Origin of the sequence: Luteibacter sp. 9135 (assembly GCF_000745005.1) — a bacterium.
Classification (GTDB): Bacteria; Pseudomonadota; Gammaproteobacteria; order Xanthomonadales; family Rhodanobacteraceae; genus Luteibacter.
The window spans coordinates 3,470,776-3,496,651 of record NZ_JQNB01000001.1; the positions used below are offsets into that span (position 1 = coordinate 3,470,776).

The window sequence follows — 25,876 nt, forward strand, 5'->3', positions numbered from 1 at the left end:
AAGCCCGCACCTGCCATCGGGACGATGACGGGACGGATCAATAGGCAAGGATAACCGAAAAGCGCCGGCCGGCGGCGCCGCGCTGAGACGGTGTGGCCTTAGCGGCGATCAGTTCGCGATCGGCGTGGCCTTGCCGTCGCGGATATCCACGCGGAAACGCGCCACATTGGCCCGACGGAAGGCATCCAGCGAGACCGCCTGGCCGTCGACCGTGGCCTGGGCCCCGGTGGCGTTGCCGATGCGGACCTCGAGCGGGCTGTCGCTGCGGTAGGACTTCTGGGTACCCGCGGGCAGGATGCCGTATTCCAGGCGCGAACCATCGGCGGCGGTGACTTCCACCCAACTGGCTGACGGCAGCGAGAGCGACAGGCTGTGTGCACCTTGCCCCTTGGCCGCGTCTTCGGTCACCGGCGCGGCGGCGGACGTCGCCAGCGGTGCCTTCGCCGCGCTGCGATCCAGCGGCGGGAACATCGCCATCGATGCGAGCAGGGGCTGCTGGTCCTCGACGCGCGATTCCGCGGCGGGAGCGGCGGCGGGACCACCGGCCGGCGTAGCGGAAGCGACGGCGCTGGACGTGCTCGGCGCCGGGGCGTCCTGCTGGGCGACCGGCGACGCATCCAGGGGCGACAGACGCGGCATGTCACGGTCGAGCGTGCCGCGCACGCCCAGCCAGACCATCGGCACGACGATCACGGCGGTCAGCACCACATAGGTGGCGGCGGTGACGTAACGGTCGAGGAGGTAGCGCGAGTGCGAGATGCCGCCCGTGACCACCAGCTCCGGCTGCCGGGGCGCCAACGTGGCCAGCTCGGCCTGGATGGCTTCCGGATCCACACCGAGGTGGTCGCCGTATTTGCTCAGGTAGCCGGCCAGGTAGACCTGGTAGTCGATGCCGCCGTACTCGCCGGCTTCCAGCTGGCGCAGGAGGCGCGACGGCAGGCGCAGGGCCTGGCCGCAAGCTTCGATCGTATAGCCGCGGGCCTCGCGGGCCGCCCGCAAGCGGGCGCCGAGCCCGGCGCTCCCGGCGGCGTGATCGATGAGGACACGACCGCTCTCATCGGCGTTCACGTCGAACTGGGGTTCCATGGCGTGCTCCGTAGGTGCATTCGGCGCGATGCCGGCGAACAGGTCCTGTTCGCGGTCGTCCCGACCGGAATTATTCGAAGGTACGGATGTCATTGACGTGCGCTGGCTTCGAGGGTGTGCGCCTGTTCCGAATCCGGGAACTGCGAGCGCAGACGTTTGGCGTAGTCCTGGGCAACCTCCCCGTTGCCCAGACGGAGCTCGATGTCATGACCGAGCTTCAACGAATCCGGACTGGGCCTGCCCAGCGCTTCATAGCGCTGAAGGAAGGCCCGCGACCGGAAAGCATCGTTCTTAAGGTACAACAGGTCGGCCAGCTGATACAGGGCATCGGCGTTATTGGGGTTACGCTGCAGTGCCTTGCGGAAGTAATCCTCCGCGGCCGGATAATCCTTCGCCTGCATCTGGCACGTACCCGCGTTGGTCAACGCGAGGTCAGGCGTTTCGTAGAAGGGGTCGGCCAAGGCGCGATCGAAGAATGGCCGGGCTTCCACGCCGCGCCCCTGCTTGCACAGGAAAACGGCCAGGTTGTTGTTGACCGAGCCCTTCTTCGGGTCGAACTCGATCGCCTTGCGGTAGTGCAACTCGGCATTGACCGGATCGTTGATCCGCTCGTACAGCACCGCGATCACGGTGTGCGCCGGCACGTACTTGGGATCGAACTGGAGCGCCTTCTGCAGCTTTTCCATGGCGCCCTGGAGGTCGCCATCCTGCATGTAGCGCTGGCCCAGTTCCGTGTGGACCTCGGCGCCCTTGGCGCGCTCGTCGGCGGCCGACGAGGGCTTGAGCCCGGATTCGCCGGCCACGCAGCCGGCGCAGGCCAGCACCAGTGCCGCCAGCAAACCCCAACGCTCAAGCCGCATTCACCGCTCCCTCTTCCAGCTTCCGGCGGAACTCGGCCTGGCGGCGCGTGCGGTCCACCACCTGACCCTTAAGCTGGCCGCAGGCGGCGTCGATGTCGTCACCACGGGTGCGCCGCAGCATGGTCAGCACGCCGGCATTGAGCAGCTGGGTCTGGAAATTGCGGATGTCGTCCGGGCTGGAACGCTCGAACCGCGTGCCCGGGAACGGGTTGAACGGGATCAGGTTGACCTTGTTGGCGCCCGGCAGTCGGCGCATGAACTTGATCAGCTGCTTCGCGTGCTCCGGCCGGTCGTTCACGCCCTTCATCAGGGTGTATTCGAAGGTGATGGAGGTTCGCGGGGCGCGGTTGATGTAGCGCTCGCAGGCGGCCATCAGCTCGGCCAGCGGGTAGCGCTTGTTCAGGGGCACAAGTTCCGTGCGCAGCTCGTCGTTGGCCGCATGAAGCGACACGGCGAGCGATACATCGCTCTCCGCCGACAGCTTGTCGATCATCGGCACCAGGCCGGCCGTGGACAACGTGACCCGCTTGCTCGCCAGGCCGAAGCCCAGGTCGTCGCGCATCAGGCTCATCGCCTTGACCACGTTGTCGAAATTGAGCAACGGCTCACCCATGCCCATCATCACCACGTTGGTGATGCGGCGCTGCTGGTGCGGCACGTTGCCCAGATGCTTGGCCGCGACCCATACCTGACCGATGATCTCGGCCGTGGACAGGTTGCGGGAGAAGCCCTGGGTGGCCGTGGAGCAGAACTGGCAGTTCAGGGCGCAGCCGACCTGCGACGACACGCACAGCGTGCCGCGGGTCGGCTCCGGGATGTAGACGGTCTCGATGGCGTTGCCGCCATCCATACCCAGCAGCCACTTCTGGGTGCCGTCGACCGCGGTCTTCTCGAACGCGGTCTTGGGCGGGCCCACGTAGCAGCTGGCACTGAGCTTTTCGCGCAACGCCTTGCCGACATCGGTCATGTTCTCGAAATCGCTTTCGAGACGGTGGTAGATCCACTTCATGACCTGTTCGGCGCGATAGGGCTTCTCGCCGAGCTGGGCGAAGAAATCGCGCAGGCCGGCGCGATCGAAATCGAGCAGGTTGACCTTGTCGGCGGGCGTGTTCACGGCGTGCCTCAGTGCGAAACGACGTCCGAGTCGTTGAAGAAGTACTTGATTTCGTTGGCGGCATTCTCGAGCGAATCCGAGCCGTGGACGGCATTGGCGTCGATCGAGTCGGCGAAGTCGGCGCGGATCGTGCCCGGCGCGGCGTCCTTCGGATTGGTGGCACCCATCAGGTCGCGGTTCTTCAGGACCGCGCCCTCGCCTTCCAGCGCCTGGATCATCACCGGGCCGGAGATCATGAAATCGACCAGGGCGCCGAAGAACGGACGCTCCTTGTGCACGGCGTAGAAGCCTTCGGCCTCTTCGCGGGTCAGCTGCTTCATCTTCGCGGCAACGATCTTGAGACCGGCCTTCTCGAAGCGAGCGAGGATTTCACCGATGACGTTCTTCTTGACGGCGTCGGGCTTGATGATCGAAAGGGTGCGCTCCAGCGCCATACGGATGCTCCGGGAAATGGAAAAAAGAAAGACAAGTATGCCGGGGCCCGCGGGGACGCCCGGTGAAAGTTTGAGGCCAAAGCCGTCAGGAATGACTGACTTAGCTCACGAAATCTTGACAGATTCTAGCTCAATCGCAAGCTGCTTGCAGCCATGTGCGGTCGCACATTGACCCTTTCGAGTGCCCGGGCGTATTCTCAAACGATCGTTTGATTCAAACCCTGCCGCCTGCGGAGTCCGCCGAATGACGAACGCCCCCTACGCGTCGCGCGAGCGCAGCACCAAGGAACGTATCCTCGGTGCTGCGGAGGCCCTGTTCGCCACCCACGGCTTCGCCGGTGCGTCGCTGCGCCAGGTGACCGCCGCGGCCCGGGTCAATCTCGCCGCGGTGAATTACCACTTCGGCTCGAAGGACAAGCTGATCGAGGAAGTGTTCCGTCGCCGCCTCGACGAGCTGAACAGCCGGCGCCTGGCCGCCCTGGGCAAGGTGGCCGGTGGCGAAGGTACCCGCCTCGAGGATGTCCTCGACGCCTACATCCGCCCCGCGCTGGACCTGTCCCGCAACGATGGCGGTGGCGCCGCCTTCGTCCGCGTGCTGGCCCGGGCGTATGCCGAGCATAACGAGACCCTGCGGCGGTTCCTGTCCGAGAACTACGGCCACGTGCTTCGCCAGTTCGCCGGCGAGTTCGCCCGGCTGCTGCCGGGCCTGCCCAAGGAAGACATCTACTGGCGGCTCGATATCGTCACCGGCGCCCTCACCTACGCCATGGCCGATTTCGGGATCATCCAGCGCAAGACCGACGTGGCCGAACGCGACCACCGCGAAAGCGCCGCCGAGCACCTGATCCGCTTTGCGGCGGCCGGCCTGCGCAGCCCGGCCGTCTCGCCCGCCCCATCGCCTACCCCCGCCGCTCGCTGACCGCGGGACGCATCCTCACGCATCACCGGAGATCACCATGACCGCAACACCGTTACGCATTCGCAAGGCCGCGGTACTCGGCGCCGGCGTCATGGGCGCGCAGATTGCCGCGCACCTGACGAACGCCAACGTGGAAACCGTTCTATTCGACCTGCCCGCCAAGGACGGTCCCAAGAGCGGCATCGCGCTGAAGGCCATCGCCAACCTGGCCAAGCTGTCGCCCGCGCCCCTGGCCGAAAAATCGCTGGGCGCCGCGATCATCCCGGCCAACTACGAAGACGACCTGGCCCAGCTGGCCGACGTCGACCTGGTGATCGAGGCCATCGCCGAGCGCATGGACTGGAAACTCGACCTCTACCAGAAGATCGCGCCGCACGTGTCGAAGACCGCCGTGCTGGCCAGCAATACCTCGGGCCTGTCGATCAACGGCCTGGCCGAAGCGCTGCCGGAAGACATGCGTCACCGTTTCACCGGCGTGCATTTCTTCAATCCGCCTCGTTATATGCACCTGGTGGAGCTGATCCCGACCCGTCTCACCGACGGTGCCGTGCTGGAAGGCCTCGAAGCCTTCCTCACCACCACCCTCGGCAAGGGCGTGGTCTACGCCAAGGACACACCGAACTTCATCGGCAACCGCATCGGCGTGTTCTCGATGCTCTCCACCATGCACCACACCGAGCAGTTCGGCCTGGGCTTCGACACCGTCGACGCGCTGACCGGCCCGGCCATCGGCCGCCCGAAGAGCGCCACCTTCCGCACCGCGGACGTGGTCGGCCTCGATACCCTGGCCCACGTGGTCAAGACCATGGGCGACACCCTGCCGGACGACCCGTGGCACCGCTATTTCCAGCCGCCCGCCTGGCTGAAGGGCCTGATCGACAAGGGCGCGCTCGGCCAGAAGACCGGCGCGGGCTTCTACCGCAAGGCCGGCAAGGACATCGTGGTGCTCGACCTGCAGAAGCAGGACTACCGACCGTCCGAGCCGAAGGCCTCGGAAGAAGTCTCCGCCATCCTCGCCATCCGTGACCCGGCCGAGAAGTTCGCGAAGCTGCGCGCCTCGTCCGACCCGCAGGCACAGTTCCTGTGGGCCGTCTTCCGTGACCTGTTCCACTACACAGCCTTTCACCTGGCCGACGTCGCCGAGACGGCCCGTGACGTCGATTTCGCCATCCGCTGGGGCTACGGCTGGAAGCTGGGGCCGTTCGAGCTTTGGCAGGCCGCTGGCTGGCAACAGGTCGCGGGCTGGATCGCCGAGGACATCGCCGCCGGCAAGACCATGAGCAGCGCGCCCCTGCCCGCCTGGGTCACTGACGGTCGCACCGGTGTGCATGGGAAGGCCGGGTCCTATTCGGCCAGCGCCAACGCCGAGCAGCCGCGCTCCACGCACCCGGTCTATGCCCGCCAGGCGTTCCCCGACCCCATCCTGGGCGAAACCTTCGACAAGGGCACCACGGTCTGGGAGAACGAAGGCGTGCGCCTGTGGCATGCGGGCGACGACATCGGCGTGATCTCGTTCAAGACGAAGATGCACACGGTCAACGACCAGGTGCTCGACGGCATCCAGCACGCCATCGGCCTGGCCGAGCAGCAATTCCGCGGCGTGGTGCTGTGGCAGCCGTCCGAGCCGTTCTCGGCCGGTGCGGACCTCAAGGGCGCGCTGGGCCTGCTTCAGGCCGGCAAGCTGGCCCAGTTCGAGGCCATGGTGGCGAACTTCCAGGCCACCAGCATGCGCATCAAGTATTCGCTGGTGCCGGTGGTCGCCGCCGTGCGCGGGCTGGCCCTGGGTGGCGGCTGCGAGTTCCAGATGCACTCGGCGCGCACCGTGGCGGCGCTGGAGAGCTACATCGGCCTGGTCGAGGCCGGCGTCGGCCTGCTGCCGGCCGGTGGCGGCCTGAAGGAATTCGCCGTGCGTGCCGCACAGGCCAACCCGGAGGATCCGTTCGAGTTCCTCAAGAAGATCTTCGAGACGGTGGCGATGGCCAAGGTGTCGACCAGCGCGATCGAGGCAAAGGCCATGGGCCTGCTGCGCAAGGACGATATCGTGGTCTTCAACACGTATGAAGTGCTCCACGTGGCCAAGGCGCAGGCCCTGGCCATGGCGGAATCCGGCTACCGCCCGCCGATGCCCGGTCGCGCCATCCCGGTGGGCGGCGACGTGGCCACGGCCACCTTCAAGGCGTCGCTGGCCAACCTGGCCGAAGGCTATTTCGCCTCGCCGCATGATATCGACATCGCCAGCCGCATTGCCGACGCCCTCGCCGGCGGCAAGATCGAGCGCGGCTCGCTGGTCGACGAAGCCTGGCTGCTGGCCCTGGAGCGTCGCCACTTCGTGGAACTGGCGCAGACCGAGAAGACCCAGGCCCGTATCGCGCACACGATGACGACGGGAAAGCCGCTGCGTAACTGACGCGCCACGCGCTCTCACGCATTCGACTTTCCCCCTTAAAGGAACCACCCCATGAGCAAGCAAGTGCAAGATGCCTACATCGTCGCCGCCACCCGCACCCCAGTGGGCAAGGCGCCGCGCGGCGTGTTCCGCAACACCCGTCCCGACGACCTGCTGGCGCACGTCATCCGCGCCGTGATCGAACAGGCGCCCGGCATCGATCCGATGCTGATCGCCGATGCCGTCATCGGCTGCGCCATGCCGGAAGCCGAGCAAGGCATGAACGTGGCCCGCATCGGTGTGCTGCTGGCCGGCCTGCCGGAACAGGTGCCGGGCGTCACGATCAACCGTTTCTGTTCGTCGGGCGTGCAGGCCATCGCGATGGCTGCCGACCGCATTCGCCTGGGTGAGGCCGACCTCATGCTGGCCGGCGGCACCGAGTCGATGAGCATGGTGCCGATGATGGGCAACAAGATCGCCATGAACCCGGCCATCTTCGAGAACGACGAGAACCGCGCCATCGCCTTCGGCATGGGCATCACCGCGGAAAAGGTGGCCGAGCGCTGGAAGGTCAGCCGCGAGGACCAGGATCGCTTCGCCCTGCAGTCGCACGAGCGCGCGTTCGCGGCCATCGCCGCCGGTGAGTTCAAGGACGAGATCACGCCGTTCCAGCTCGACGACCGCTACCCGGACCTCGCCAACCACAGCGTGCGCGAGGACCGCCGCGTCATCGATACCGACGAAGGCCCGCGCAAGGACACCACGCTCGAGGTGCTGGGCAAGCTTCGTCCGGTGTTCCGCAATGGCCAGTTCGGCGGGTCGGTCACGGCCGGCAACTCCTCGCAGATGTCCGACGGTGCCGGCGCCCTGCTGATCGCCAGCGAGAAGGCGATCAAGGACTACGGCCTGACCCCGCTGGCCCGCTTCGTCGGCTTCTCGGTGGCCGGCGTGGCGCCGGATGTCATGGGTATCGGTCCGAAGGAAGCCATTCCCAAGGCGCTGAAGCAGACCGGCATCACCCAGGACCAGCTCGACTGGATCGAGCTGAACGAGGCGTTCGCGGCACAAGCCCTCGCCGTCATTCGCGACCTCGGCCTCGACCCGTCCAAGGTGAACCCGCTGGGCGGCGCCATCGCCCTCGGCCACCCGCTCGGCGCCACCGGCGCCATCCGCGCCGCCACGCTGATCCACGGCCTGCGTCGCCGCAAGCAGAAGTACGGCATGGTCACCATGTGCATCGGTACCGGCATGGGCGCCGCCGGCATCTTCGAGGCGCTGTAATACCTCGTGACATCGCCGGCCCGGCCACCAAGCCGGGCCGGCGACATCGGGCCGTTAACGCCCGGCCACCGACAACCGGCGGGCGGTAGGCGGCAGGGGTAGGAGCGCACGATGTGCGCGATCCGTCACCCTCACCCATGGCGAAAGAAGCCACGCGCGACAACCGTGCAGGCGTTTCCGGACGCGCACCGGAACCCGGATTCGCGCACACCGTGCGCTCCTACGACGGCCGTGTACCTTGTCACGTGCCATTACGCCCTTCGTGCCGTTACGCCATCCGCGTGCCGTTCGGCACTGGCCGCTCCGTGGTCGTGATGACCACGCCCTCGTCTGTGTGGAAGCCGGTCAGAAGGAACTGTGAACGGAACGGGCCGATCTGCTTCTCCGGGAAATTGATGACCGCCACGATCTGCCTGCCGACCAGGTCTTCCGGCCGATAGATCGCCGCGACCTGCGCGCTGGTCTTGCGCTCGCCGTGCGGGCCGAAGTCCGCCCATATCTTGTAGGCGGGCCGTCTCGCCTCGGGAAACACCTCGGCGCGCACGACGGTACCCGCCACGATCATCACCTTCTCGAAATCGGCCCAGCTGATCTCGTCGTCCATCCTCGTCTCCTCATCCATCCTCGTCTCCCGTGGCGCCACGTCTGCGCAGGAGCGCACGCCGTGCGCGATAATCATGCGGCAACCCGCATATTGTAGGAGCGCACGCTGTGCGCGATGATCGTGCGGCGCCCCACATATTGTAGGAGCGCACGCTGTGCGCGATCCCGCGACGACCTTCAAGGACCTTCAAGGACCTTCAAAGGCCTGCAAGGCCGGGCAAAAAGCATCGCGCACATCGTGCGCTCCTACGCACCGGATGACGACGACCATGAGCCTGCTGCCGCCGATCGACCTGCAACGCTGGATCACGGAAAACCGCGCCCTGCTCAAGCCGCCCGTCGGCAACAAGTGCATCGTCGACGGCGACTTTATCATCATGATCGTCGGCGGCCCCAACGCCCGCACCGACTATCACTACGACGAAGGCCCGGAGTTCTTCTACCAGCTGGAAGGCGAGATGGTGCTCAGGGTGCAGGACGATGGCCAGGCACGCGACATCCCCATCCGCGCCGGCGAGATCTTCTATCTTCCGCCGCGTACGCCGCATTCGCCGCAACGCATGCCGGATTCGGTCGGCCTGGTGGTGGAGCGGCGGCGCCTCGCGGGCGAACGCGACGGCCTGATGTGGTTCTGCGAGCGGTGCAACCACAAACTGTTCGAGACCTATTTCGCCCTCGACAGCATCGAGAAGGATTTTCCGCCCGTGTTCGATACCTTCTACCGCTCGATCGACGCGCGCACCTGCAAGCGATGCGGCACGCTGCATCCTGCGCCTGACAGGTACAAGGACTGATCGATCCCGCGGTGCGGATCGTCCGTGTCCGCGGCAAGTCCGGTGACGCTGGCCGATCAGGCCGTGGCAGGCAGATGCCCGGCGGTCAACCACTTGTCCGCCATGCGCCGCAGCGACGGTTCGACGCTCTCGTCGTGCGCCAGATCCGCAATAGGCACCCACGCAAGCGACAACGACTCCGCATTGGCGGCAAATGCCTCGTCGGCTCCCGCCACCACGACGTAACGCACGTCGTAATGCCAGTGTTCCGGCTCGTGGCCCCGCGCGGGAATCCGATGGGCATCCACGTCGAATATCTCCCGCCGTACCGCGAGCCCCCGCAGGCCGGTTTCCTCTTCCGCCTCGCGTAGCGCTACCGCCGCCAGGTCCGGATCGCCATCGGCGTGGCCGCCCGGCTGCAGCCACCGGCCGAGCTTGGCGTGCAGCATCAGCAACACACGCGTGCCGTCGCGGCTGACCAGCCAGGCCGAACCGGTGAAATGACCTTCAAGGCTTTCGCGCTCGAACGGCCGTTCACCACGTTCCAGCCAGGCGACGCAGCGGTCGGCATCGGGCTCGTCCGGCCGACGTTCACCGTATCGGCGCAGAGCGGACATCAAGGCAAGGCGATCAGTAGACATGGGCAGGCTTGGCGGCGATCAGGCTGCTCATTGTCGCACGTCATTTTCAGACTAATCCGATGTTATCGGGCGGGCGGAGCCGCCTAGGATGCATCTCAAGCGCATGACGCGCCTGGCAGATATCCACCCGCAAGGAATCGCATGAACGCTCACCTCCACGCCGCCACCGCCCTCTCGTTAGCTCTTGCAGCACCGCTCGCCCTCGCGGCGCCATCCGACACGCCGCACGCATCGCCCGACTTCACCGGCCCGCTGGTAACGCCCGCTGTCAACACGATGCCGGCCGGCATGCTAAACGTCGAGCCCTACCTCATCCATACCAACACCCGCGGCAGCTACGACAACGACGGGCACCGCCGCGAACAGCATGCGATGTACCGTCAATGGCAGGTCGCCGTACCGGTCACCTACGGACTGACCGACAGCAGCGCCGTGCAAGTCACCCTCAACGCCTCGCGCACCTCGGGCGCGGGTCGTCATACCGACGGCCTGCGCATGGGCGACACCGTGGTGCGAGTGCAGCAGCGCCTGCGGGGACCGGCCGCGGATGGTACCGGACTGATCCTGGCCCTGGCGCTCGCCCAGCGCCTGCCCACCGGCAGTTTCCAGCGACTCGACAACAACCCGCTGAACGCCACCGGCAACGGCGCGGCCCGCACCACGGTCAGCCTCGGCGCCCAGCAACTCCGCTGGCTGGCCAACGATCATGCGGTGCGCTGGCGCGGTCAGCTGGCGTGGAGCCCTTCGCCAGGTCACGTACGCGTGCGCGACAGCAGCGTCTATGCCACCGACAGCGGCTTCCGCGGGTTTGCGCGACCGGGCCAGGCCTGGAATGCCACCCTCGCGGCGGAATACGTGCTCGACCGGCGCTGGGTGCTGGTCGGCGAAGCCATCTGGAACCGCGCCGGCGCCGTCGCCGTGGCGGGACATGACGAACACGGGCGCAACGTCCGCCAACGCGTGCCCGCAGGCCACGACATCAGCCTGGCACCGGCCGTGGAGTACCACCTCAGCCCGACCATGGGCCTGATCGCCGGCGTGCAGTTCACGGTGGCCGGGCGCAACGCGGGCGACTACGTGGCCCCGCAGGCCGCACTCAACATGGTTTTCTGAAAGAGCCACATCGCGTCATGCACAACCGCCGTAAGTCATGGTCGACATCCGCACCGGTACGTGCAGCGCCTTGGCGCGCATCGCATCGCAGCTTGTACGCCCGAGGCCCGCTGGGCTATGGTGCCGTGCCAGCGCTTCCGGGCAGCGGCGTGTCCACCGTGACTCACGCGGCGGTCCCAAATAATAAAAGGCTACATTCCGGCAGTAGGGGAGACACATGTTGAAACACCTGTTCGCGACGCATCCGATCGAGGCCGCGCCGCACGTAGACGCCGGTGAGCACATCGACACCAGCGCCCACGGTAACGGCGAGCTCCGTCGGGTACTCACCGCCAAGCACCTCATTCTTCTCGGTGTCGGCGCCGTCATCGGTGCAGGTATCTTCGTGATCACCGGGCAGGCCGCCGCCCTGCATGCCGGTCCCGCGCTGGTCATCAGCTTCCTGATTGCCGGCTTCGCCTGCGCCCTGGCCGGCCTGTGCTACGCCGAGTTCGCGGCCATGCTGCCCGTGTCCGGCAGCGCCTATTCGTATTCCTACGCCACGCTGGGCGAATACGTCGCCTGGTTCGTCGGCTGGAACCTGGTTCTGGAGTACCTGTTCGCCGCCGCCACCGTTGCCGCGGGCTGGTCGGGCTACTTCAACGAGCTGCTCGGCATGATCGGGCACATGACCAACAGCAACCTCGCCCTGCCCGCCGCGCTGGCTTCGGCTCCGTTCCAGTTCGTCGACGGCCACATCCAGGCCACCGGCACGCTGATCAACCTGCCGGCGGTCTGCATCATCGCCGCGCTGTCGGGCCTGTGCTACGTCGGCATCACACAGTCGGCCTTCGTCAACTCGATCATCGTGGCGATCAAGGTCACCGTGATCCTGCTGTTCCTGGCGTTCGCCGTGCAGGTGATCAACCCCGCCAACTGGCACCCGTTCATTCCCGCCTCCGAGGGCCCGGGCACGTACGGCTGGGGCGGCATCTTCCGCGCCGCCACCATCGTGTTCTTCTCGTACGTGGGCTTCGACGCGGTATCGACCGCCGCCGGCGAAGCGAAGAACCCGCAGCGCGACATGCCCATCGGCATCCTGGGTTCGCTGGCCCTGTGCACCGTGCTCTACATCGCCGTGGCGCTGGTCCTCACCGGCATCGCCCCGTTCCGCATGCTGAACACGCCGGAGCCGGTGGCCACCGCGCTCAGCCTCTACCCGCAGCTGTCGTGGCTGAAGGCACTGGTGATCCTCGGCGCGATCACCGGCCTGTCGTCGGTCATCCTGGTGATGCTGATGGGCCTGCCGCGCATCTTCTTCTCGATGGCGAAGGACGGCCTGCTGCCGCCCACCATGGCCAAGGTGCACCCGAAGTTCCGCACACCCTATGTCGGCACCGTGATCGTCGGTGTCGCCGCGGCGGCCATGGCCGGCCTGTTCCCGGTCAGCGTGCTGGGCGAGCTGGTCTCCATGGGCACGCTGCTGGCGTTCGCCACCGTGTGCATCGGCGTGCTGATCCTGCGCTACACCCGCCCCGAACTGAAGCGCAGCTTCCGCGTGCCGTTCGTGTGGCCGATCTGCATTATCGGCGCCCTGGCCTGCGTCTACCTGTTCTGGCAGGCGTTCGAGGAACACTGGCGCCTGATGTGCGGCTGGATCGTCATCGGCCAGGTCATCTACTTCGGCTACGGCTACGCGCACAGCAAGCTGCGCAAGTCGCTGGCCTGATCCTCGCGCGAACGTAAAAGGCCGGCGGGCTCCCGCCGGCCTTTTACGTTTACGGCTATCCTCTCCACGTCACTTCCTCCGGGCCGCCCATGCTCACCCAGCTACTCGCCAAGAAAGCTCCCCAGGCCGAACCCGACGACGCTCACGGTCCCGCGCTCAGGCGCACGCTCGGCCCCTGGGGGCTCACGGCACTGGGCATCGGTGCGGTCATCGGCGGCGGCATCTTCGTCATCACGGGCGTCGCCGCCGCGGAACACGCCGGCCCGGCCATCATCATCTCGTTCATCCTGGCCGCCATCTGCAGCACGTTCACCGCGCTGTGCTACGCCGAGTTCGCCTCGATGATCCCGGTTTCGGGCAGCGCGTATTCGTATGCGTACGCCACCCTGGGCGAAGGCGCGGCATGGTTCATAGGCTGGAACCTGATCCTGGAGTACGGCGTGTCCGCCTCGGCGGTGGCGGTCAGCTGGACCGGCTATTTCGTCAGCCTGCTCGATCACGTCGGCATCCATATCCCGACCGCGCTGACCAACGCCCCGCTGGATTTCATCGACGGCCATTTCGTCTTCACGGGCGCGTTGTTCAACCTGCCGGCGGTCGGCATCACCCTGGCGCTTACCTGGCTCTGCTATGTGGGCATCAAGGAGTCCACGGGCATCAACATGGCAATGGTGTTGCTGAAGACGGCGCTGATCATCGTCGTGATCGTGGTGGGCGCCAGCCACATCGACACGGCCAACTGGCACCCGTTCATCCCGCAGAACCAGGGCGGCGACAAGTACGGCTGGTCCGGCATTCTCCGCGGTGCCTCGATGGTCTTCTTCGCCTACATCGGCTTCGAGGCCACCTCCACCGCGGCGCAGGAATCGAAGAACCCGCAGCGCGACATGCCCATCGGCACGCTGGCCTCGCTGGCCATCTGCACCGTGCTGTATATCGCCATGGCCGCCGTGCTTACCGGCCTGGTGCCCTTCGCGGAACTGGGCACCTCCGAGCCGGTGGTCACGGCCATCCGCCAGCACCCGGAGCTGGGCTGGCTGCGCGGCATCGTGGAAGTCGGCGCGCTGATCGGTCTGTCGTCGGTGGTACTGGTGATGATCATCGCCCAGCCGCGCATCTTCATGATCATGGGTCGCGATGGCCTGATGCCGAAGGTGTTCACCACCATCCATCCGAAGTACCGCACGCCGCACATCAATACGGTGATTACCGGCGTGGGCATCGCCCTGCTGGCGGCGGTGTTTCCGCTCAACCTGCTCGGCGACCTCACCTCGATGGGCACGCTGGTCGCCTTCTGCGCGGTATGCGCGGGGGTGATGATCCTGCGCAGGACGGCCCCGGGCTTGCCACGGACGTTCCGGGTACCGTTCGCCCCCGTCACCTGCGTGCTCGGCATCCTAAGCTGCGTCGCCCTGCTCTGGTCGATGGGGGTGCGCAACTGGGTCCTGATGGGCGTGTGGACCGTGCTCGGCGTGGTGATGTACGTCGCCTACGGATATCGCCACAGCCGACTTCGAGCCGGCTCGAAGTAGGTTTTACAACTCATTGATTTATTGCATTAAATGAGTCAAGCATGACCGTCATTTAACTGCCATTGGCCGGCCGCCGCGGGAGGGGAGTATGATCCTCAGTCCGCGGGTAAATCACTTGGCAGTGGGCCCCGGATTGCCGCCCGGCGCGTCGGGAGGGTCAGCTCCTCGACCCACGCGCCGGGCGGCATTTTGCTTTCCAGGGAGCACCCTGCCCGGATTCCCCCTCAGATCATGACGGCGTGGGACACGCACCAGCCCTTGCTGGCCACGGCCTTGCCGGGGAACAACTGGCACGGCCCCCAGGCGGCATCGGCCTTGCCCTGGTAGAAGTTGCAGTTGAAGCAGGCGTCCTTCGGGGTCGCCCGGCCGGCGGCCTTGCTGGCGTCCTCGGTGTACTTCAGCGCGGCGGCTGTCGGGTCGGTCGGGGCCAGATGGGGCAGGTCCTGGGCCACTGCGGCGCGCGGCAAGGTGCCCAGCACGGCCGCGGCGGCCACGCCGCCCATGGCGGCCTTGAGGAAGCGGCGACGCCCCTCCACGTTCTCGGTGTCTTGCGACATAGGTGAACCTCCGTCGATGATGATCCGGCCCGCGGGCCGTACGGCCGGGATCGTACGCGCTTTGCCGAAAGGCAGTGGTTCGCATTACGCACCGCACCGTGCGCGGGCTGCCGCGGGGCCGTCATCCCCGCGTGGTACACTTCCCATCCGTTTGGACGTCCAAATCCCCATGCCGACCAGCCTTTCCCCCATCGATCCCGCCCTGCTCGCCGATCGCGCCGACGCCATCGCGGACGCCGCACGCGAGCTGGCGTCGTTCGGCTGGACGCCCGCGACCAGCAGCAATTTCTCCATGCGCCTGGACGATACGCTGGCGGCCATCACGATCTCGGGCCGTGACAAGGGCCGGCTGGGCCGCGACGACATCATGGTGGTGGACATGCAGGGCCAGGCCGTGGGCTCGGACAACCGGCCTTCGGCCGAGACGGGCCTGCACACCCAGGTGTACCGCCGGTTTCCCGAGGCCAACGTGGTGCTGCACACCCATTCGCGCACGCAGAGCGTCTGCTCGCGGCTGTTCGCCACCGAGGGCCGCGTGCGCCTGGAAGGCTGGGAGCTGCAGAAAGCCATCACCGGCTACACCACCCACGAGAGCGTGCTCGAGATCCCCGTTTTCCCCAACACCCAGCACATGCCGGAGCTCGAAGCCCGCGTGGACGCCTGGATCGATGCCGGCAAGCCCCTGCATGCCTACCTGATCGACGGGCATGGCATCTATACGTGGGGCCGCGACATGGCCGAGACACGCCGGCACCTGGAGGCCCTGGAATTCCTGCTGGGCTGCGAACTCGACCTGAGGAGGCTTTCCCCATGAGCCGTCTGCGTATCTACGACGACCACACCCACGACGCACCGGTCACCGTGCACGACGACCACGCCGCCATTGCCGCCGCCCTGCAGGCCGTCGGCGTGCGGTTCGAGCAGTGGGAGGCCAGCCAGCCGATCGCCCCCGGCGCCTCGCAGGACGAGGTCATCGCGGCCTATCATGCCGACATCGACCGCCTGATGGCGGAAAATGGCTATCGCTCGGTCGATGTGATCAGCCTCAAGCCCGACCATCCGGACCGTGCCACCTTCCGGCAGAAGTTCCTGAACGAGCACACCCATAGCGAGGACGAAGTCCGCTTCTTCGTGGCCGGCGCCGGGCAGTTCACCCTGCATATCGACGGCAGGGTCTACGAGGTGCTTTGCGAGAAGGGCGACCTGATCGGGGTGCCCGATGGCACGCCGCACTGGTTCGACATGAGCGAATCGCCCTATTTCGTGGCAATCCGCCTGTTCACCAACACCGAGGGCTGGGTCGCCGATTTCACCGGCACCGACATCGCCGAGCGTTTTCCCCGCATGACGCCCCACGACTCGGCCAAGGAAACCGGCACGGCGTAAGCCGTTCCGCGGAGGGTCGCGGTCGTTTATCCTGCGGAGTCTCCCCGGCCCACAGGCTTCCCCGCATGTCCGATATCCGCGCCGTCCTCACCGACATCGAGGGCACCACCAGCTCGATCGACTTCGTCAAGGATGTGCTCTTTCCCTATGCGCGGCAGCACCTGCCCGCCTATGTGGAGACGCACACCGACGTGGCGGAGGTGCAGCACTGGCTGCACGAGGCCGCCAAGGAAGCCGGCATCGTCGAAGCCACCCGCGGCGAGATCATCGACCTGCTGATCCGCTGGATCGACGAGGACCGCAAGTCCACCGCGTTGAAGGCCCTGCAGGGAATGATCTGGCGCGAAGGCTACGAGTCGGGCGTGTACACCTCGCACATGTATCCCGAAGTGGCGGCGCGGCTCCGCGCCTGGCATGCACAGGGGCTGCGGCTCTACGTCTACTCGTCAGGATCGGTGCCGGCGCAGAAACTGCTGTTCGGCTTCACGGAATACGGCGACCTCACGCCGCTGTTCAGCGATTACTTCGACACCCAGACCGGGCACAAGCGCGAGACGGCCTCATACCGCAAGATCGCCGAGGCGATCGGCCTGCCGCCGGACCAGGTGCTGTTCCTGTCCGATATCCGCGAGGAACTGGACGCCGCCCGCGAGGCGGGCATGCGCACCGTCCAGCTCGTGCGCCCGCCGACGGCGCTGGTGGATGCCGGACATCCTGCTGTCGCCGATTTCGATGCCATTGCTCCCTGACCCGCGTCGCCGCACGGCGATCTACGCCCTGGCGGCCTTTGCCGCCGGTGCGCTGGGCACCGTAGGCATTCTGCAGTTCGGGCCGGCACGGCCCGTCACGCAGCCTGTGTCCGTGGCGGGACACGCCCTGCCCGCCGCTGGCTCGACAGTCCAAGCCGTCCGCGCGACGGGCGCCCACCCCGCGGCTGCGTCCTCCACGACGGCCGTGGCCGACCCCGCGGCGGATCCGGATGCGGATGCCCCGACGCTGCTGGACGCCAGCGCCTGGCCGGACGACGCACCCACGCCGGAGCAGGTCTTCGCCGCCCAACCGGCGCAGATGAAGACGTCGCTGTCGCGACTGGCACGCCGCACGCCCGGCAAGACCAACGTGTATGCCATTGCGTTTGCCGGCGACGGTTCGGAAAGCGTGTTCCGCAACGAGGCGGAATACCTCGACCGCCTGATGACCATGCGTTTCGGCAGCCCCGGCCACACCCTGGTGCTGGAGAATCACCCCGCCACGCTGTCGAGCCACCCGCTGGCCAGCTGGACCAACCTGGAGGCTGCGCTGGACGGCGTGGCCCGGGTGATGGACCCCAGGGAAGACGTGCTGTTGCTCTACATCGCCACGCACGGGGGCAGCGACCATTCGCTGCTGGTGGACATGGATCCGATTCCGCTGGACCAGCTGGACGCCGACGGCCTGGCCGATATCTTCGCCAGCCATCCGTTCCGCTGGAAGGTGCTGGTCGTCAACGCCTGCTACTCCGGCGGATTCGTGCCGAAGCTGCGCGGCCCCGGCACCCTGGTGATGACCTCCGCACGCACCGACCGCACGTCGTTCGGCTGCGGCAGCGATTCGGACATCACGTACTTTGGGCGCGCCTGGCTCGCCGACGGCCTCAATGCCACGCCCGATATCATCGACGCCTTCGGCAAGGCCAGGGCGGAGATCGCCGGCTGGGAGACCAGGGATTCGCTGGAGCCTTCGGAGCCGCAGATCGATATCGGCGAAGGTATCCGGGACAAACTCGGCGCATGGCGCAAGACGACGCCGGCCGGCCCGGCAGTTCCGTTCGCGCCTGCTAAATAAGGCGCGTCGCGGCAAACGCCGACGCCGGGTCTGGGAACGCCGACGCTACGCCTTGGTAGGAGCGCGCGCTCGCGCGCGACATCTTTTGGGGCCGTGCCTGCGAGCTGGCGCGCACAATCCATGGGTATGGCGAGAAGATGTCGCGCGCGAACGCGCGCTCCTACAGGTCGGTCACGTGTCCCCAGCGTGAGGCTCAGGGGCTCAGCGAAAACGCGTCGGCGTCCATCCAGGCGGGGAAGCGTTCGCGGTGCGCCTGCAGGGGGGCCGGGTCGAGCACGGTGGTGACCACCTGCTCCTGCGGGCCCAGTTCCAGCAGGGCTTCGCCGATCGGGTCGATGATGGCGCTGTCGCCCGCGTACGGGTGGTCGTTGCCATCGATGCCGACACGGTTCACGCCGATCACGTAGGCAAGGTTCTCGATGGCGCGTGCGCGCAACAGCGTGCGCCATGGCTGCCGGCGCGGCGCGGGCCAGTTGGCGACGAACAGCGCCAGGTCGTAGTCCATGCCGCCCTCCGCCTCCGCACGCCGGCCGTTGCGCAGCCAGACGGGAAAGCGCAGGTCATAGCAGACCTGCGGCAGGATGCGCCAGCCCTTCAACGTGACGATAAGGCGCTGGTTGCCGCCGCCGTAGCGCGTGTGTTCGCCGGCCATGCGGAACAGGTGGCGCTTGTCGTAATACGCCAGCGAGCCGTCCGGCGACGCCCAGATGAGCCGGTTGTACACCGTATCGCCTTCGCGAATCACCAGGCTGCCGGTGAGCGTGGCATTTACCTCGCCAGCCAGGTCGCGCATCCAGGCGACGCTGGTGCCGTCCATCGTCTCCGCCTGGCCCAGCGCATCGTTGGTGAAGCCGGACAGGAAGGTTTCCGGCAGCACGATCAGGTCGCTGGCGGCGGCCGAGCGCACCAGGGCACCGTAATAGTCGCGGTTGGCCGCGGCGTCGTGCCAGCGTGTGGCGCCCTGGACAAGGCTGACGGTCAGAGTTTGCACAGCAACTCCGCGGCGGCTTCCATCGTGGCATCGTTCTTGGCGAAGCACAGGCGGACCAGGCGGGTACCCGGCGGCGTCTCGTAGAACGGACTGAGCGGGATGGCGGCCACGCCTCCCTCGCGCACCAGCCATTCGCTGAAGTCGATGTCGTCGACGTCGCGGATCGCGCTGTAGTCGACCAGCTGGAAATACCCGCCCGGCACGTCGAGCAGGGTCAGCCGCGATGGCGCCAGCAGTGCGCGGAAGCGATCGCGCTTCGCCTCGTAGAAGGCCGGCAGTTCGAGGTAGTGCTCCGGGCTGGACTCCAGGAAGTCGGCAAACGCCCACTGTGCCGGATTGAACGTGCAGAAGGTGATGTACTGGTGCACCTTGCGGAATTCGGCCGTCAGCGCCTTGGGTGCGATGGCGTAGCCGACCTTCCAGCCCGTGCAGTGGAACGTCTTGCCGAACGAGGACACCACGATGCTGCGCGAGGCCAGCTCCGGATGGCGCAATACGCTCTGGTGCTCCGCTCCGTCGAAGACAATGTGTTCGTAGACCTCGTCGGACAGCACGACGATGCCGGTGTCACGCACGATCTCGGCCAAGTGGTCGAGATCGGCGCGGCTGAGCACCGCACCGGACGGGTTGTGCGGCGAATTGATGAGGATCATCCGGGTACGCGGTGTGATCGCCTCGCGCACGCATTGCCAGTCGATGCCGAACGCGGGCAGCGTCAGCGGGATATGCACGGCGACGGCGCCCTGCAGTTCAACGGCGGGCTCGTAGCTGTCGTAGCAGGGGTCGAAGAGGATCACCTCGTCGCCCGTGCGTACCACGGCGGCGATGGCACAGAACAGGGCTTCGGTGGCGCCGGAGGTCACGGTGACCTCGGTATCCGGGCTGACCCGGTGACCGTAGAGGCGCTCGGTTTTTGCCGCGATCTGCTCGCGGAGTTTCGGGATGCCGATACCGGGCGCGTACTGGTTGCGACCCTCGGCCATGGCACGGGTGACCGCGTCGCGCAGAGCCTGCGGCGGCTCGAAGTCCGGGAAACCCTGCCCCAGATTCACCGCCTTGTGCTCCAGCGCCAGCTGGCTCATGACACTGAAGATCGTGGTGCCGACCTTGGGTAGCTTGGTTTCGAGCTGCATCGAACGCCCTTATTCGTTTGGACGGCCAAATGCCGCCGGTTGCTCCGATCCTATCATGCGGGCGACCTGCAATGCCCCCGCCAGGCTGGGATCGACAGCCACCTTCTCGCACTCGCGGCGGAAATCCGAGCGGGCCTTGGGCAGCCGCTCGGCCAGGAAGTCGACGAAGCTGCGGATCGCCGGCAGCAGGCCGCGGCGGCTCGGATAGACGAAGTGCAGAGTGCCCTGCGCCGTGGTGTATTCCGGAAGCACCCACTCCAACTGGCCCGCGGCGATCATCGGCCCGCAGTATTCCTCAGGCAGCAGGGCCACGCCGCAACATTGCAAGGCCGCCGAGATCAGCACCGAGAAGTCGCCGCTGATCAGGCTCGGCCTGACCTCCACCGCGGCCTTCTTGCCCTGCGCGTCCAGCAGCTCCCAGATCTGGGCGCCCTCGTGCTCGAACATCGACAGCGCCGGCAACCTGGACAGCGCTTCCAGCGTGGTGGGCCTGCCGTGGGTATCGAGGAATTTCGGGCTGGCCACGAGCAGGCTGCGTGCGTAACCGAAGCTGCGCAGCACCAACGTGGCGTCGGTGTCGAGTTTTTCGCGCACGCGTATGGCCACGTCAAAACCCTCGCCGATGAGATCGACGCGGCGGTTGGTGGCCGTGATTCGTACCTGCACCTTGGGATGTTCGAGCAGGAATGCCGGCAGCATCGGCCCCAGTACGTTCTGGGCCAGCGAGATGGGACAGCTTACCCGCACCACGCCGCGCGGCTCGGTACGCAATTCCTCCACGGCATCCTGGGCCGCACGGGCTTCTTCCAGCACCGCCCGGCAGTGCTGGAAGAATCGCTCGCCGATCTCCGTGACTACGAAACGACGGGTGGTGCGCTGCAGGAGCCGCACGCCCAGGCGCTCCTCCAGCTGCGCGATGCGCTTGCTCAGGCGCGACTTGGGGATGCCCAGCGCCCGCCCGGCCGCGGAAAACCCGCCGTGCTCCACCACCGAGGCGAAGAAATAGAGATCGTTCAGGTCCTGCAGCGCGCCTTCCATCGGTAGCCCGTCGTTTCTCGTTTAGAACAATGAGTCTACGACAAGCCGCCTAATCGGCGCATCGTCCCCGGCGTATCGTCGTGGCCATGCCGCCACGGCGGCCCCTTCGAGGAACACCATGAAACTCCTGCATATCGATTCGAGCGCCCTGGGCGCCTATTCGGTCTCACGCGGTCTCACCGCCGCCGTGGTCGCGGAATTCGTCGCCAGCCACCCCCAGGTGGAAGTGACCTACCGGGATCTGCATGCCGACGCCCTGCCCCACTGGACGCCGCCGGCAGGCGAAGACGACCCTCAGGCTGTCGCCAACGCCGCGGTACTGGAGGAATTCCTGGCGGCGGATGTCGTCGTCCTCGGCGCGCCCATGTACAACTTCGGCATCGCCAGCACGCTCAAGGCCTGGATCGACCGCATCACCGTGGCCGGCAAGACGTTCCGTTATACGAGCGCCGGCCCCGAAGGTCTGGCGGGCGGCAAGCGGGTGATCATCGCGTCGTCGCGCGGCGGTGTTTACGCAGGCAGCGCACCGGCGGCGGGTCTGGATTTCCAGGAACCCTACCTGCGGGCCCTTTTGGGCTTTCTGGGCGTGACCGACATTCAGGTCATCCGCGCGGAAGGCATGGCCAAGGACGAGGCGTTCCGCCGCCAGTCCCTCGATGGCGCCATGGCCGGTATCGAGGGTGTGGTGCGCAAGGCATTGTGATCGAGACGAGCGTGGCCCCTTGCGAGGCCGCGTTTTTTTCAATATCTCGCATAGAAGGATGGCCGGATTCACGGGCACCACCCATCGCCGCTCAACCCGGATCAGGAACCCTGCTTGCCGGGCTTATCCTTCGGCATGTTCTGCGACTCGCCCGGATGCCCTTCACCGGGCACCTTGGGCTCGCCGCCCGAAGGCTTCGGATTGTCTTCGCGGTAGCCCGGCGTGGGCTGTTTAGAATCGTTACTCACGGGATGGTTCTCCTGATCGATGACGCTGCTGGCACGCGGCGTGCGTACATTCGCATCCGGCTCCGCCCATCTGGCTCTCCGACGCCAACCGGCAGCTTTCGCTGCAAAAATCCCTGGACACCGGCACATGACAGTTGCAGCCGTCGTGGTCGCAGGTCTTCATGGCTTCGCTCATAAGGACACGCCTCGCCGCGTAGGTAGTCTCGCAAACGAGCCTGCGCGGGCCGGCGTCTATTTTTCGTCATGGATGGGCAAAGCCGCGAGCGCATCGCGGGCCGCCCAGCCGTGCGCATGGACCAACAGGCCGCTGAGGCTGCGTACGTCCTGGAGGTTGTGTTCCGCAACACGGATCAGGTTGGTCGACGCACCGCCGCGCAGGTAGGTCAACCAGGCGCGCGGCGCCTCCGAGCCAGGCAGGTCGTCCTCCCGCACGATGCTCAGCAGGCGACGCTCCGCCGTCTGCATCTTGCAGTTCTCCCAGTCCTGCCGATAACGGCGGCGTACGGGATGCAGCAGGTCGACATGGCGCAATCCGGCCAGCGGGTTGGACAGGCGCGCCAGGCGATATCGCGTTGCCAGCAAGGGAGCGTCGTAGGACTTGCCGTTGTAGCTGACCAGCACCGTATCCGCCGTCACCCAGGTCGCAAACGTCTTCAGCATCGCGGTTTCAGCGGACATCGCTGTGATGTACAGCTGGCGGACGCGCAAGGCGCCCTTGTGCCAATCGGCCGCGCCGATCATGAAGGCCCGCGTGCCCGTACCGCCGGCAAGACCGGTGGTTTCCGTGTCGAAATGCAGCAGGCACTCCTTCCGTGCGGTGTCCAGCCGGGCGAAGGCCAGGTCGAAGGTATCCGGCGGCTCGTGGCCACCGAAGCGTTGCTCGAGGTAACGCAGCCCCGGCGAGAGTTCGTCGCCGGGTACATCTCGCGTATAGGAGCGCAACGGCGCCCGCGGCTGGGCGATACGCTCGCGCACACCCGCCATGCGACGCAGGGCGGCGAGGTCCACCGCCGGCTTGCCGGCCAGCGGGACGATGGCCGCCGCAGTTCGGGGGGCCTTTGCATCGTCACGAATACCCGCCTGCTGGCGGAGCGCCCGCAGGCGCGCGGCCAGGTCGCTCATGCATCCGCCCCGAGCAGGCGCAGCACGCGCCCGGCCAGTGCCCGCGGCGTATGCTCCCCGCGCGCCTCGTCCGCAGCCAGCACCGGGCCGACGCAGGCAGGACAACCCGCCTTGCACTCGCAGCCCTCGATCGTGGCCAGTGCATGGCGAAGCAGCTCCGGCGCGCGGCGGAACAGCGGCTCGCTCAGGCCCACGCCACCGGGAAAGTTGTCGTAGAGATACACCGTGGGCAGGAAACGCTCCAGGGCATCCGGCAGGGCGATGCCGCCGTCGGGGGCGTGGATCTGCCCACGCCCGCCGGCGTCCACCTGGGCGGACCAGCCACCGTCGCCGGAGCCCACCGCCTTCTGCAGGTCGCGCGGCTCGGCCATCACGGCGACGATGGCGGAGGTGTGCAGTGCATAGGCCGCCCCGAGGAAGCCATCCAGCGCGTGTTGTCGCGAGCGGAACGCCTCGTCCAGCACCGTCTGCGGCAATTGCCACCACACGGCGGTGGAATGCAGTTCCTGGTCGGGCAGGTTGACCGGGCCATAGCCGATATTCTCGTGCGTGTAGTAGCGGATCTTCTTGTAGCCGGACACCCGGCGCACCACGTGCACCTCGCCGTGCCGCGCACTGCCCTGCCCCGCGTTCGTGCCGTCGAAGCACTCCAGTTCTTTCAGCTTGGTGTAGTCGATGGCGTCGGTGTAGTAATCGACCCGGGTGCGCGTGCAATAGGCCTTGCGTCCTTCCCAGTCGAGTTTTTCGACCTGGTAGGGCACCGACTGGATCATGTGGATGGCACCTTCGTAGAGGGTCAGCGCCGCCGCGGAGTAATCCACCTCCGCGAGGATGGTCTGCCGGCCTTCCGTACGGTCGACCACGACGAAGTTGCCGTCGGCGACCGAGCGCAGGCTCACGACGTTGGCCGGGTAACTGTCGGCAATCCACTCCCAGCGATCGCCCTCGTGATGCAGCACCTCCGACTCGGCCAGCACCTGCAGGAACGGCTCCGCGTCGTCCGGGCCGAAGGTGTCTCCGGTGAGGAACGGCAGCTCGAAGGCGGCGCAACGGATGTGGTCGAGCAGGATAAGCGGCTGGTCGGGCTGGATGCGCGCGTGCTCGGGCGTGGCTTCGGTGAGGAAGGACGGGTGGCGCATCAGGTACTGGTCCAGTGGCGCACTGGTGGCTACCAGCACGCCCAGCGAAGGCTGCTGGCGTCGTCCGGCACGGCCGAAACGTTGCCACGTGGCCGCGATGGAACCGGGATAGCCGTTGAGCACCACCGCATCCAGGCTGCCGATGTCGACGCCCAGTTCCAGCGCCGAGGTGGACACGATGCCATCCACGTCGCCTGCCCGCATCGCCCGTTCCACCTCGCGCCGTTCCGTGGGCAGGTAACCACCGCGATAGGCGCGGATGCGCGCCGGCTTCCGCGTATCGTGGTCGAACACGTCCTTGAGGTACTTGGTGAGCACCTCGACCATAAGCCGCGACTGCGCGAATACCAGGGTTTTCATGCCGGCCTTGATCGCCACGCGGGCGATCAGGTTGGTCTGCGAGCGCGCGGAGGCGCGCAGGCCGAGGTCGGGATTGACCACCGGCGGGTTCCACAGCAGCACGTGCTTGTCGCCGCTGGGCGCACCGCTGGCGGCGATCGTGACGACGTCGTCCTCGATCAGCGCCTGGGCATGCTCGGTGGCGTTGCCGATGGTCGCCGAGCAAAGCACGAAATGGGGCGTGACGCCGTAGAACGCGCAGATCCGCTTCAGCCGACGCAGCACGTTGGCCAGGTGCGAGCCGAACACACCGCGATAGGTGTGGATCTCGTCGATCACCACATAGCGGAGGTTTTCGAAGAACTGCGCCCACTTGGTGTGATGCGGCAGGATGGCCTGGTGCAGCATGTCGGGATTGCTGACCACCACATCGCCGTGCAGCCGGATGGCCTGGCGCGCATCGCCCGGCGTGTCGCCATCGAAGGTGAACGCCTTGACGCCAAGGTTGCCCGCACGGTTGAGTTCGAGCAGTTCCGCCACCTGGTCCTGGGCCAGCGCCTTGGTCGGGAACAGGTAGAGCGCCTTCGCGCCGGCTTCCAGCACGGAGGAGACCACAGGCAACGTGTAACAGAGCGTCTTGCCGGAAGCCGTGGGCGTGGCCACCAGCACATGCCGCCCCGCCCGGGCGGCGTCCCAGACCTCCTGCTGATGGCTGTACAGCTGCTCGATGCCACGCGACGCCAGCGCCCGCGCCACGCCCTCGGGAAGGTCGGGCGGCAACGGCACCAGCGAACCCTCGCGTCCGAACACGGTGAACGCCGTGGCCACGCGGTCGCCGTATTTGTCCGTCAGGCGGCTGGCCAGGGTCCGGCCGTCGAGGCTCTTGGCCAGTACGGCATCCGCTTCGTCGTGGCGGCGGGCTTGGAGGTAGGCGGCCATGGGCGCA

25 protein-coding genes are annotated in these 25,876 nt (G+C 66.8%); 12 read left to right on the top strand and 13 right to left on the bottom strand.

The genetic code is table 11. The features are described 5' to 3' along the window. Window positions 1–108: 108 nt before the first annotated feature. The 4 genes from FA89_RS14615 to ndk all read right to left on the bottom strand — a co-directional run bounded on the left by FA89_RS14615 (window position 109) and on the right by ndk (window position 3,494). Entirely contained in the window at window positions 109–1,086 is a 978-nt protein-coding gene (locus tag FA89_RS14615; protein ID WP_081916901.1) for a helix-turn-helix domain-containing protein, read from the bottom strand. Between the two features lie 89 nt (window positions 1,087–1,175). Next, window positions 1,176–1,946 (bottom strand): type IV pilus biogenesis/stability protein PilW, encoded by a 771-nt coding sequence (gene pilW / locus FA89_RS14620; protein ID WP_036141572.1) that lies wholly within the window; start codon window positions 1,944–1,946, stop codon window positions 1,176–1,178. Continuing rightward, window positions 1,936–3,060 (bottom strand): 23S rRNA (adenine(2503)-C(2))-methyltransferase RlmN, encoded by a 1,125-nt coding sequence (gene rlmN, locus FA89_RS14625; protein WP_240003909.1) that lies wholly within the window; start codon window positions 3,058–3,060, stop codon window positions 1,936–1,938. Before rlmN ends, pilW begins: the two co-directional genes overlap by 11 nt. Before the next feature lie 8 nt (window positions 3,061–3,068). Continuing rightward, window positions 3,069–3,494, bottom strand: a complete 426-nt coding sequence (ndk, locus tag FA89_RS14630; protein WP_036141578.1) for a nucleoside-diphosphate kinase — start codon at window positions 3,492–3,494, stop codon at window positions 3,069–3,071. A 244-nt stretch (window positions 3,495–3,738) separates the two neighbouring features. Here ndk and FA89_RS14635 point away from each other — a divergent pair, with 244 nt between their 5' ends. The 3 genes from FA89_RS14635 to FA89_RS14645 are packed head-to-tail and all read left to right on the top strand — an operon-like array spanning window position 3,739 to window position 8,080. Further along, window positions 3,739–4,413, top strand: a complete 675-nt coding sequence (locus FA89_RS14635; RefSeq protein WP_051938820.1) for a TetR/AcrR family transcriptional regulator — start codon at window positions 3,739–3,741, stop codon at window positions 4,411–4,413. Window positions 4,414–4,450: 37 nt separating this feature from the next. After that, window positions 4,451–6,820 carry a 3-hydroxyacyl-CoA dehydrogenase/enoyl-CoA hydratase family protein gene (locus FA89_RS14640; protein ID WP_036141581.1) on the top strand — a complete coding sequence of 790 codons (2,370 nt, stop codon included), beginning with the start codon at window positions 4,451–4,453 and terminating at the stop codon, window positions 6,818–6,820. 51 nt (window positions 6,821–6,871) lie between these two features. After that, on the top strand, window positions 6,872–8,080 hold the full coding sequence (locus FA89_RS14645) for an acetyl-CoA C-acyltransferase (RefSeq protein WP_036141583.1): 1,209 nt from the start codon (window positions 6,872–6,874) through the stop codon (window positions 8,078–8,080). Window positions 8,081–8,348: 268 nt separating this feature from the next. On the opposite strand, the gene FA89_RS14650 is transcribed toward FA89_RS14645, so the two are convergent. Next, on the bottom strand, window positions 8,349–8,684 hold the full coding sequence (locus FA89_RS14650; protein ID WP_036141586.1) for a tRNA-binding protein: 336 nt from the start codon (window positions 8,682–8,684) through the stop codon (window positions 8,349–8,351). Between the two features lie 268 nt (window positions 8,685–8,952). Here FA89_RS14650 and FA89_RS14655 point away from each other — a divergent pair, with 268 nt between their 5' ends. Continuing rightward, window positions 8,953–9,477 carry a 3-hydroxyanthranilate 3,4-dioxygenase gene (locus FA89_RS14655; protein WP_036141590.1) on the top strand — a complete coding sequence of 175 codons (525 nt, stop codon included), beginning with the start codon at window positions 8,953–8,955 and terminating at the stop codon, window positions 9,475–9,477. Window positions 9,478–9,533: 56 nt separating this feature from the next. Here FA89_RS14655 and FA89_RS14660 read toward each other — a convergent pair whose 3' ends face one another. Further along, window positions 9,534–10,097: an NUDIX hydrolase gene (locus FA89_RS14660; protein WP_051938821.1), complete on the bottom strand. Its 564-nt coding sequence runs from the start codon at window positions 10,095–10,097 to the stop codon at window positions 9,534–9,536. A 141-nt stretch (window positions 10,098–10,238) separates the two neighbouring features. Here FA89_RS14660 and FA89_RS14665 point away from each other — a divergent pair, with 141 nt between their 5' ends. From FA89_RS14665 to FA89_RS14675, 3 genes are all read left to right on the top strand, one after another. After that, window positions 10,239–11,210, top strand: a complete 972-nt coding sequence (locus FA89_RS14665; protein WP_051938822.1) for a hypothetical protein — start codon at window positions 10,239–10,241, stop codon at window positions 11,208–11,210. A gap of 217 nt (window positions 11,211–11,427) precedes the next feature. Continuing rightward, window positions 11,428–12,918: an amino acid permease gene (locus tag FA89_RS14670; RefSeq protein ID WP_036141595.1), complete on the top strand. Its 1,491-nt coding sequence runs from the start codon at window positions 11,428–11,430 to the stop codon at window positions 12,916–12,918. A gap of 89 nt (window positions 12,919–13,007) precedes the next feature. Then, a complete protein-coding gene (locus tag FA89_RS14675) occupies window positions 13,008–14,450 on the top strand; it encodes an amino acid permease (RefSeq protein WP_036141597.1) in 1,443 nt (480 codons plus the stop codon). 224 nt (window positions 14,451–14,674) lie between these two features. Here FA89_RS14675 and FA89_RS14680 read toward each other — a convergent pair whose 3' ends face one another. Continuing rightward, window positions 14,675–15,007 carry a high-potential iron-sulfur protein gene (locus FA89_RS14680; RefSeq protein WP_036141600.1) on the bottom strand — a complete coding sequence of 111 codons (333 nt, stop codon included), beginning with the start codon at window positions 15,005–15,007 and terminating at the stop codon, window positions 14,675–14,677. A gap of 169 nt (window positions 15,008–15,176) precedes the next feature. On the opposite strand from FA89_RS14680, the gene FA89_RS14685 reads away from it, so the two are divergent. The 4 genes from FA89_RS14685 to FA89_RS14700 all read left to right on the top strand — a co-directional run bounded on the left by FA89_RS14685 (window position 15,177) and on the right by FA89_RS14700 (window position 18,217). After that, a complete protein-coding gene (locus FA89_RS14685; protein WP_036141603.1) occupies window positions 15,177–15,821 on the top strand; it encodes a methylthioribulose 1-phosphate dehydratase in 645 nt (214 codons plus the stop codon). After that, window positions 15,818–16,393 carry a 1,2-dihydroxy-3-keto-5-methylthiopentene dioxygenase gene (locus FA89_RS14690; protein ID WP_036141606.1) on the top strand — a complete coding sequence of 192 codons (576 nt, stop codon included), beginning with the start codon at window positions 15,818–15,820 and terminating at the stop codon, window positions 16,391–16,393. The genes FA89_RS14685 and FA89_RS14690 overlap by 4 nt, the downstream gene beginning before the upstream one ends. A 65-nt stretch (window positions 16,394–16,458) precedes the next feature. Beyond that, entirely contained in the window at window positions 16,459–17,142 is a 684-nt protein-coding gene (gene mtnC, locus FA89_RS14695) for an acireductone synthase (protein WP_036141609.1), read from the top strand. After that, window positions 17,126–18,217, top strand: a complete 1,092-nt coding sequence (locus FA89_RS14700; RefSeq protein ID WP_081916904.1) for a C13 family peptidase — start codon at window positions 17,126–17,128, stop codon at window positions 18,215–18,217. The genes mtnC and FA89_RS14700 overlap by 17 nt, the downstream gene beginning before the upstream one ends. 193 nt (window positions 18,218–18,410) lie before the next feature. On the opposite strand, the gene FA89_RS14705 is transcribed toward FA89_RS14700, so the two are convergent. From FA89_RS14705 to FA89_RS14715, 3 genes are read right to left on the bottom strand one after another with little or no spacing between them, the layout of a single operon-like run. Then, the gene (locus FA89_RS14705; protein WP_036141612.1) at window positions 18,411–19,208 is read right to left on the bottom strand and encodes an amidohydrolase; all 798 of its coding nucleotides are present in this window, start codon (window positions 19,206–19,208) and stop codon (window positions 18,411–18,413) included. Then, window positions 19,196–20,341, bottom strand: a complete 1,146-nt coding sequence (locus tag FA89_RS14710) for a pyridoxal phosphate-dependent aminotransferase (RefSeq protein WP_036141615.1) — start codon at window positions 20,339–20,341, stop codon at window positions 19,196–19,198. The genes FA89_RS14705 and FA89_RS14710 overlap by 13 nt, the downstream gene beginning before the upstream one ends. A 9-nt stretch (window positions 20,342–20,350) precedes the next feature. Further along, the gene (locus FA89_RS14715) at window positions 20,351–21,379 is read right to left on the bottom strand and encodes a LysR substrate-binding domain-containing protein (RefSeq protein WP_081916636.1); all 1,029 of its coding nucleotides are present in this window, start codon (window positions 21,377–21,379) and stop codon (window positions 20,351–20,353) included. A gap of 118 nt (window positions 21,380–21,497) precedes the next feature. Between FA89_RS14715 and FA89_RS14720 the strand changes: the two genes are divergently transcribed. Beyond that, entirely contained in the window at window positions 21,498–22,082 is a 585-nt protein-coding gene (locus FA89_RS14720) for an FMN-dependent NADH-azoreductase (RefSeq protein WP_036141618.1), read from the top strand. A gap of 101 nt (window positions 22,083–22,183) precedes the next feature. Here the strand turns inward: FA89_RS14720 and FA89_RS20290 are convergent, their stop codons facing one another. From FA89_RS20290 to FA89_RS14730, 3 genes are all read right to left on the bottom strand, one after another. Next, window positions 22,184–22,330: a hypothetical protein gene (locus FA89_RS20290; protein WP_185754389.1), complete on the bottom strand. Its 147-nt coding sequence runs from the start codon at window positions 22,328–22,330 to the stop codon at window positions 22,184–22,186. Window positions 22,331–22,561: 231 nt separating this feature from the next. Further along, window positions 22,562–23,452, bottom strand: a complete 891-nt coding sequence (locus FA89_RS14725; RefSeq protein ID WP_051938823.1) for a ribonuclease H-like domain-containing protein — start codon at window positions 23,450–23,452, stop codon at window positions 22,562–22,564. Beyond that, window positions 23,449–25,869 carry a DEAD/DEAH box helicase gene (locus FA89_RS14730; RefSeq protein ID WP_036141621.1) on the bottom strand — a complete coding sequence of 807 codons (2,421 nt, stop codon included), beginning with the start codon at window positions 25,867–25,869 and terminating at the stop codon, window positions 23,449–23,451. Before FA89_RS14730 ends, FA89_RS14725 begins: the two co-directional genes overlap by 4 nt. Window positions 25,870–25,876 lie beyond the last annotated feature (7 nt).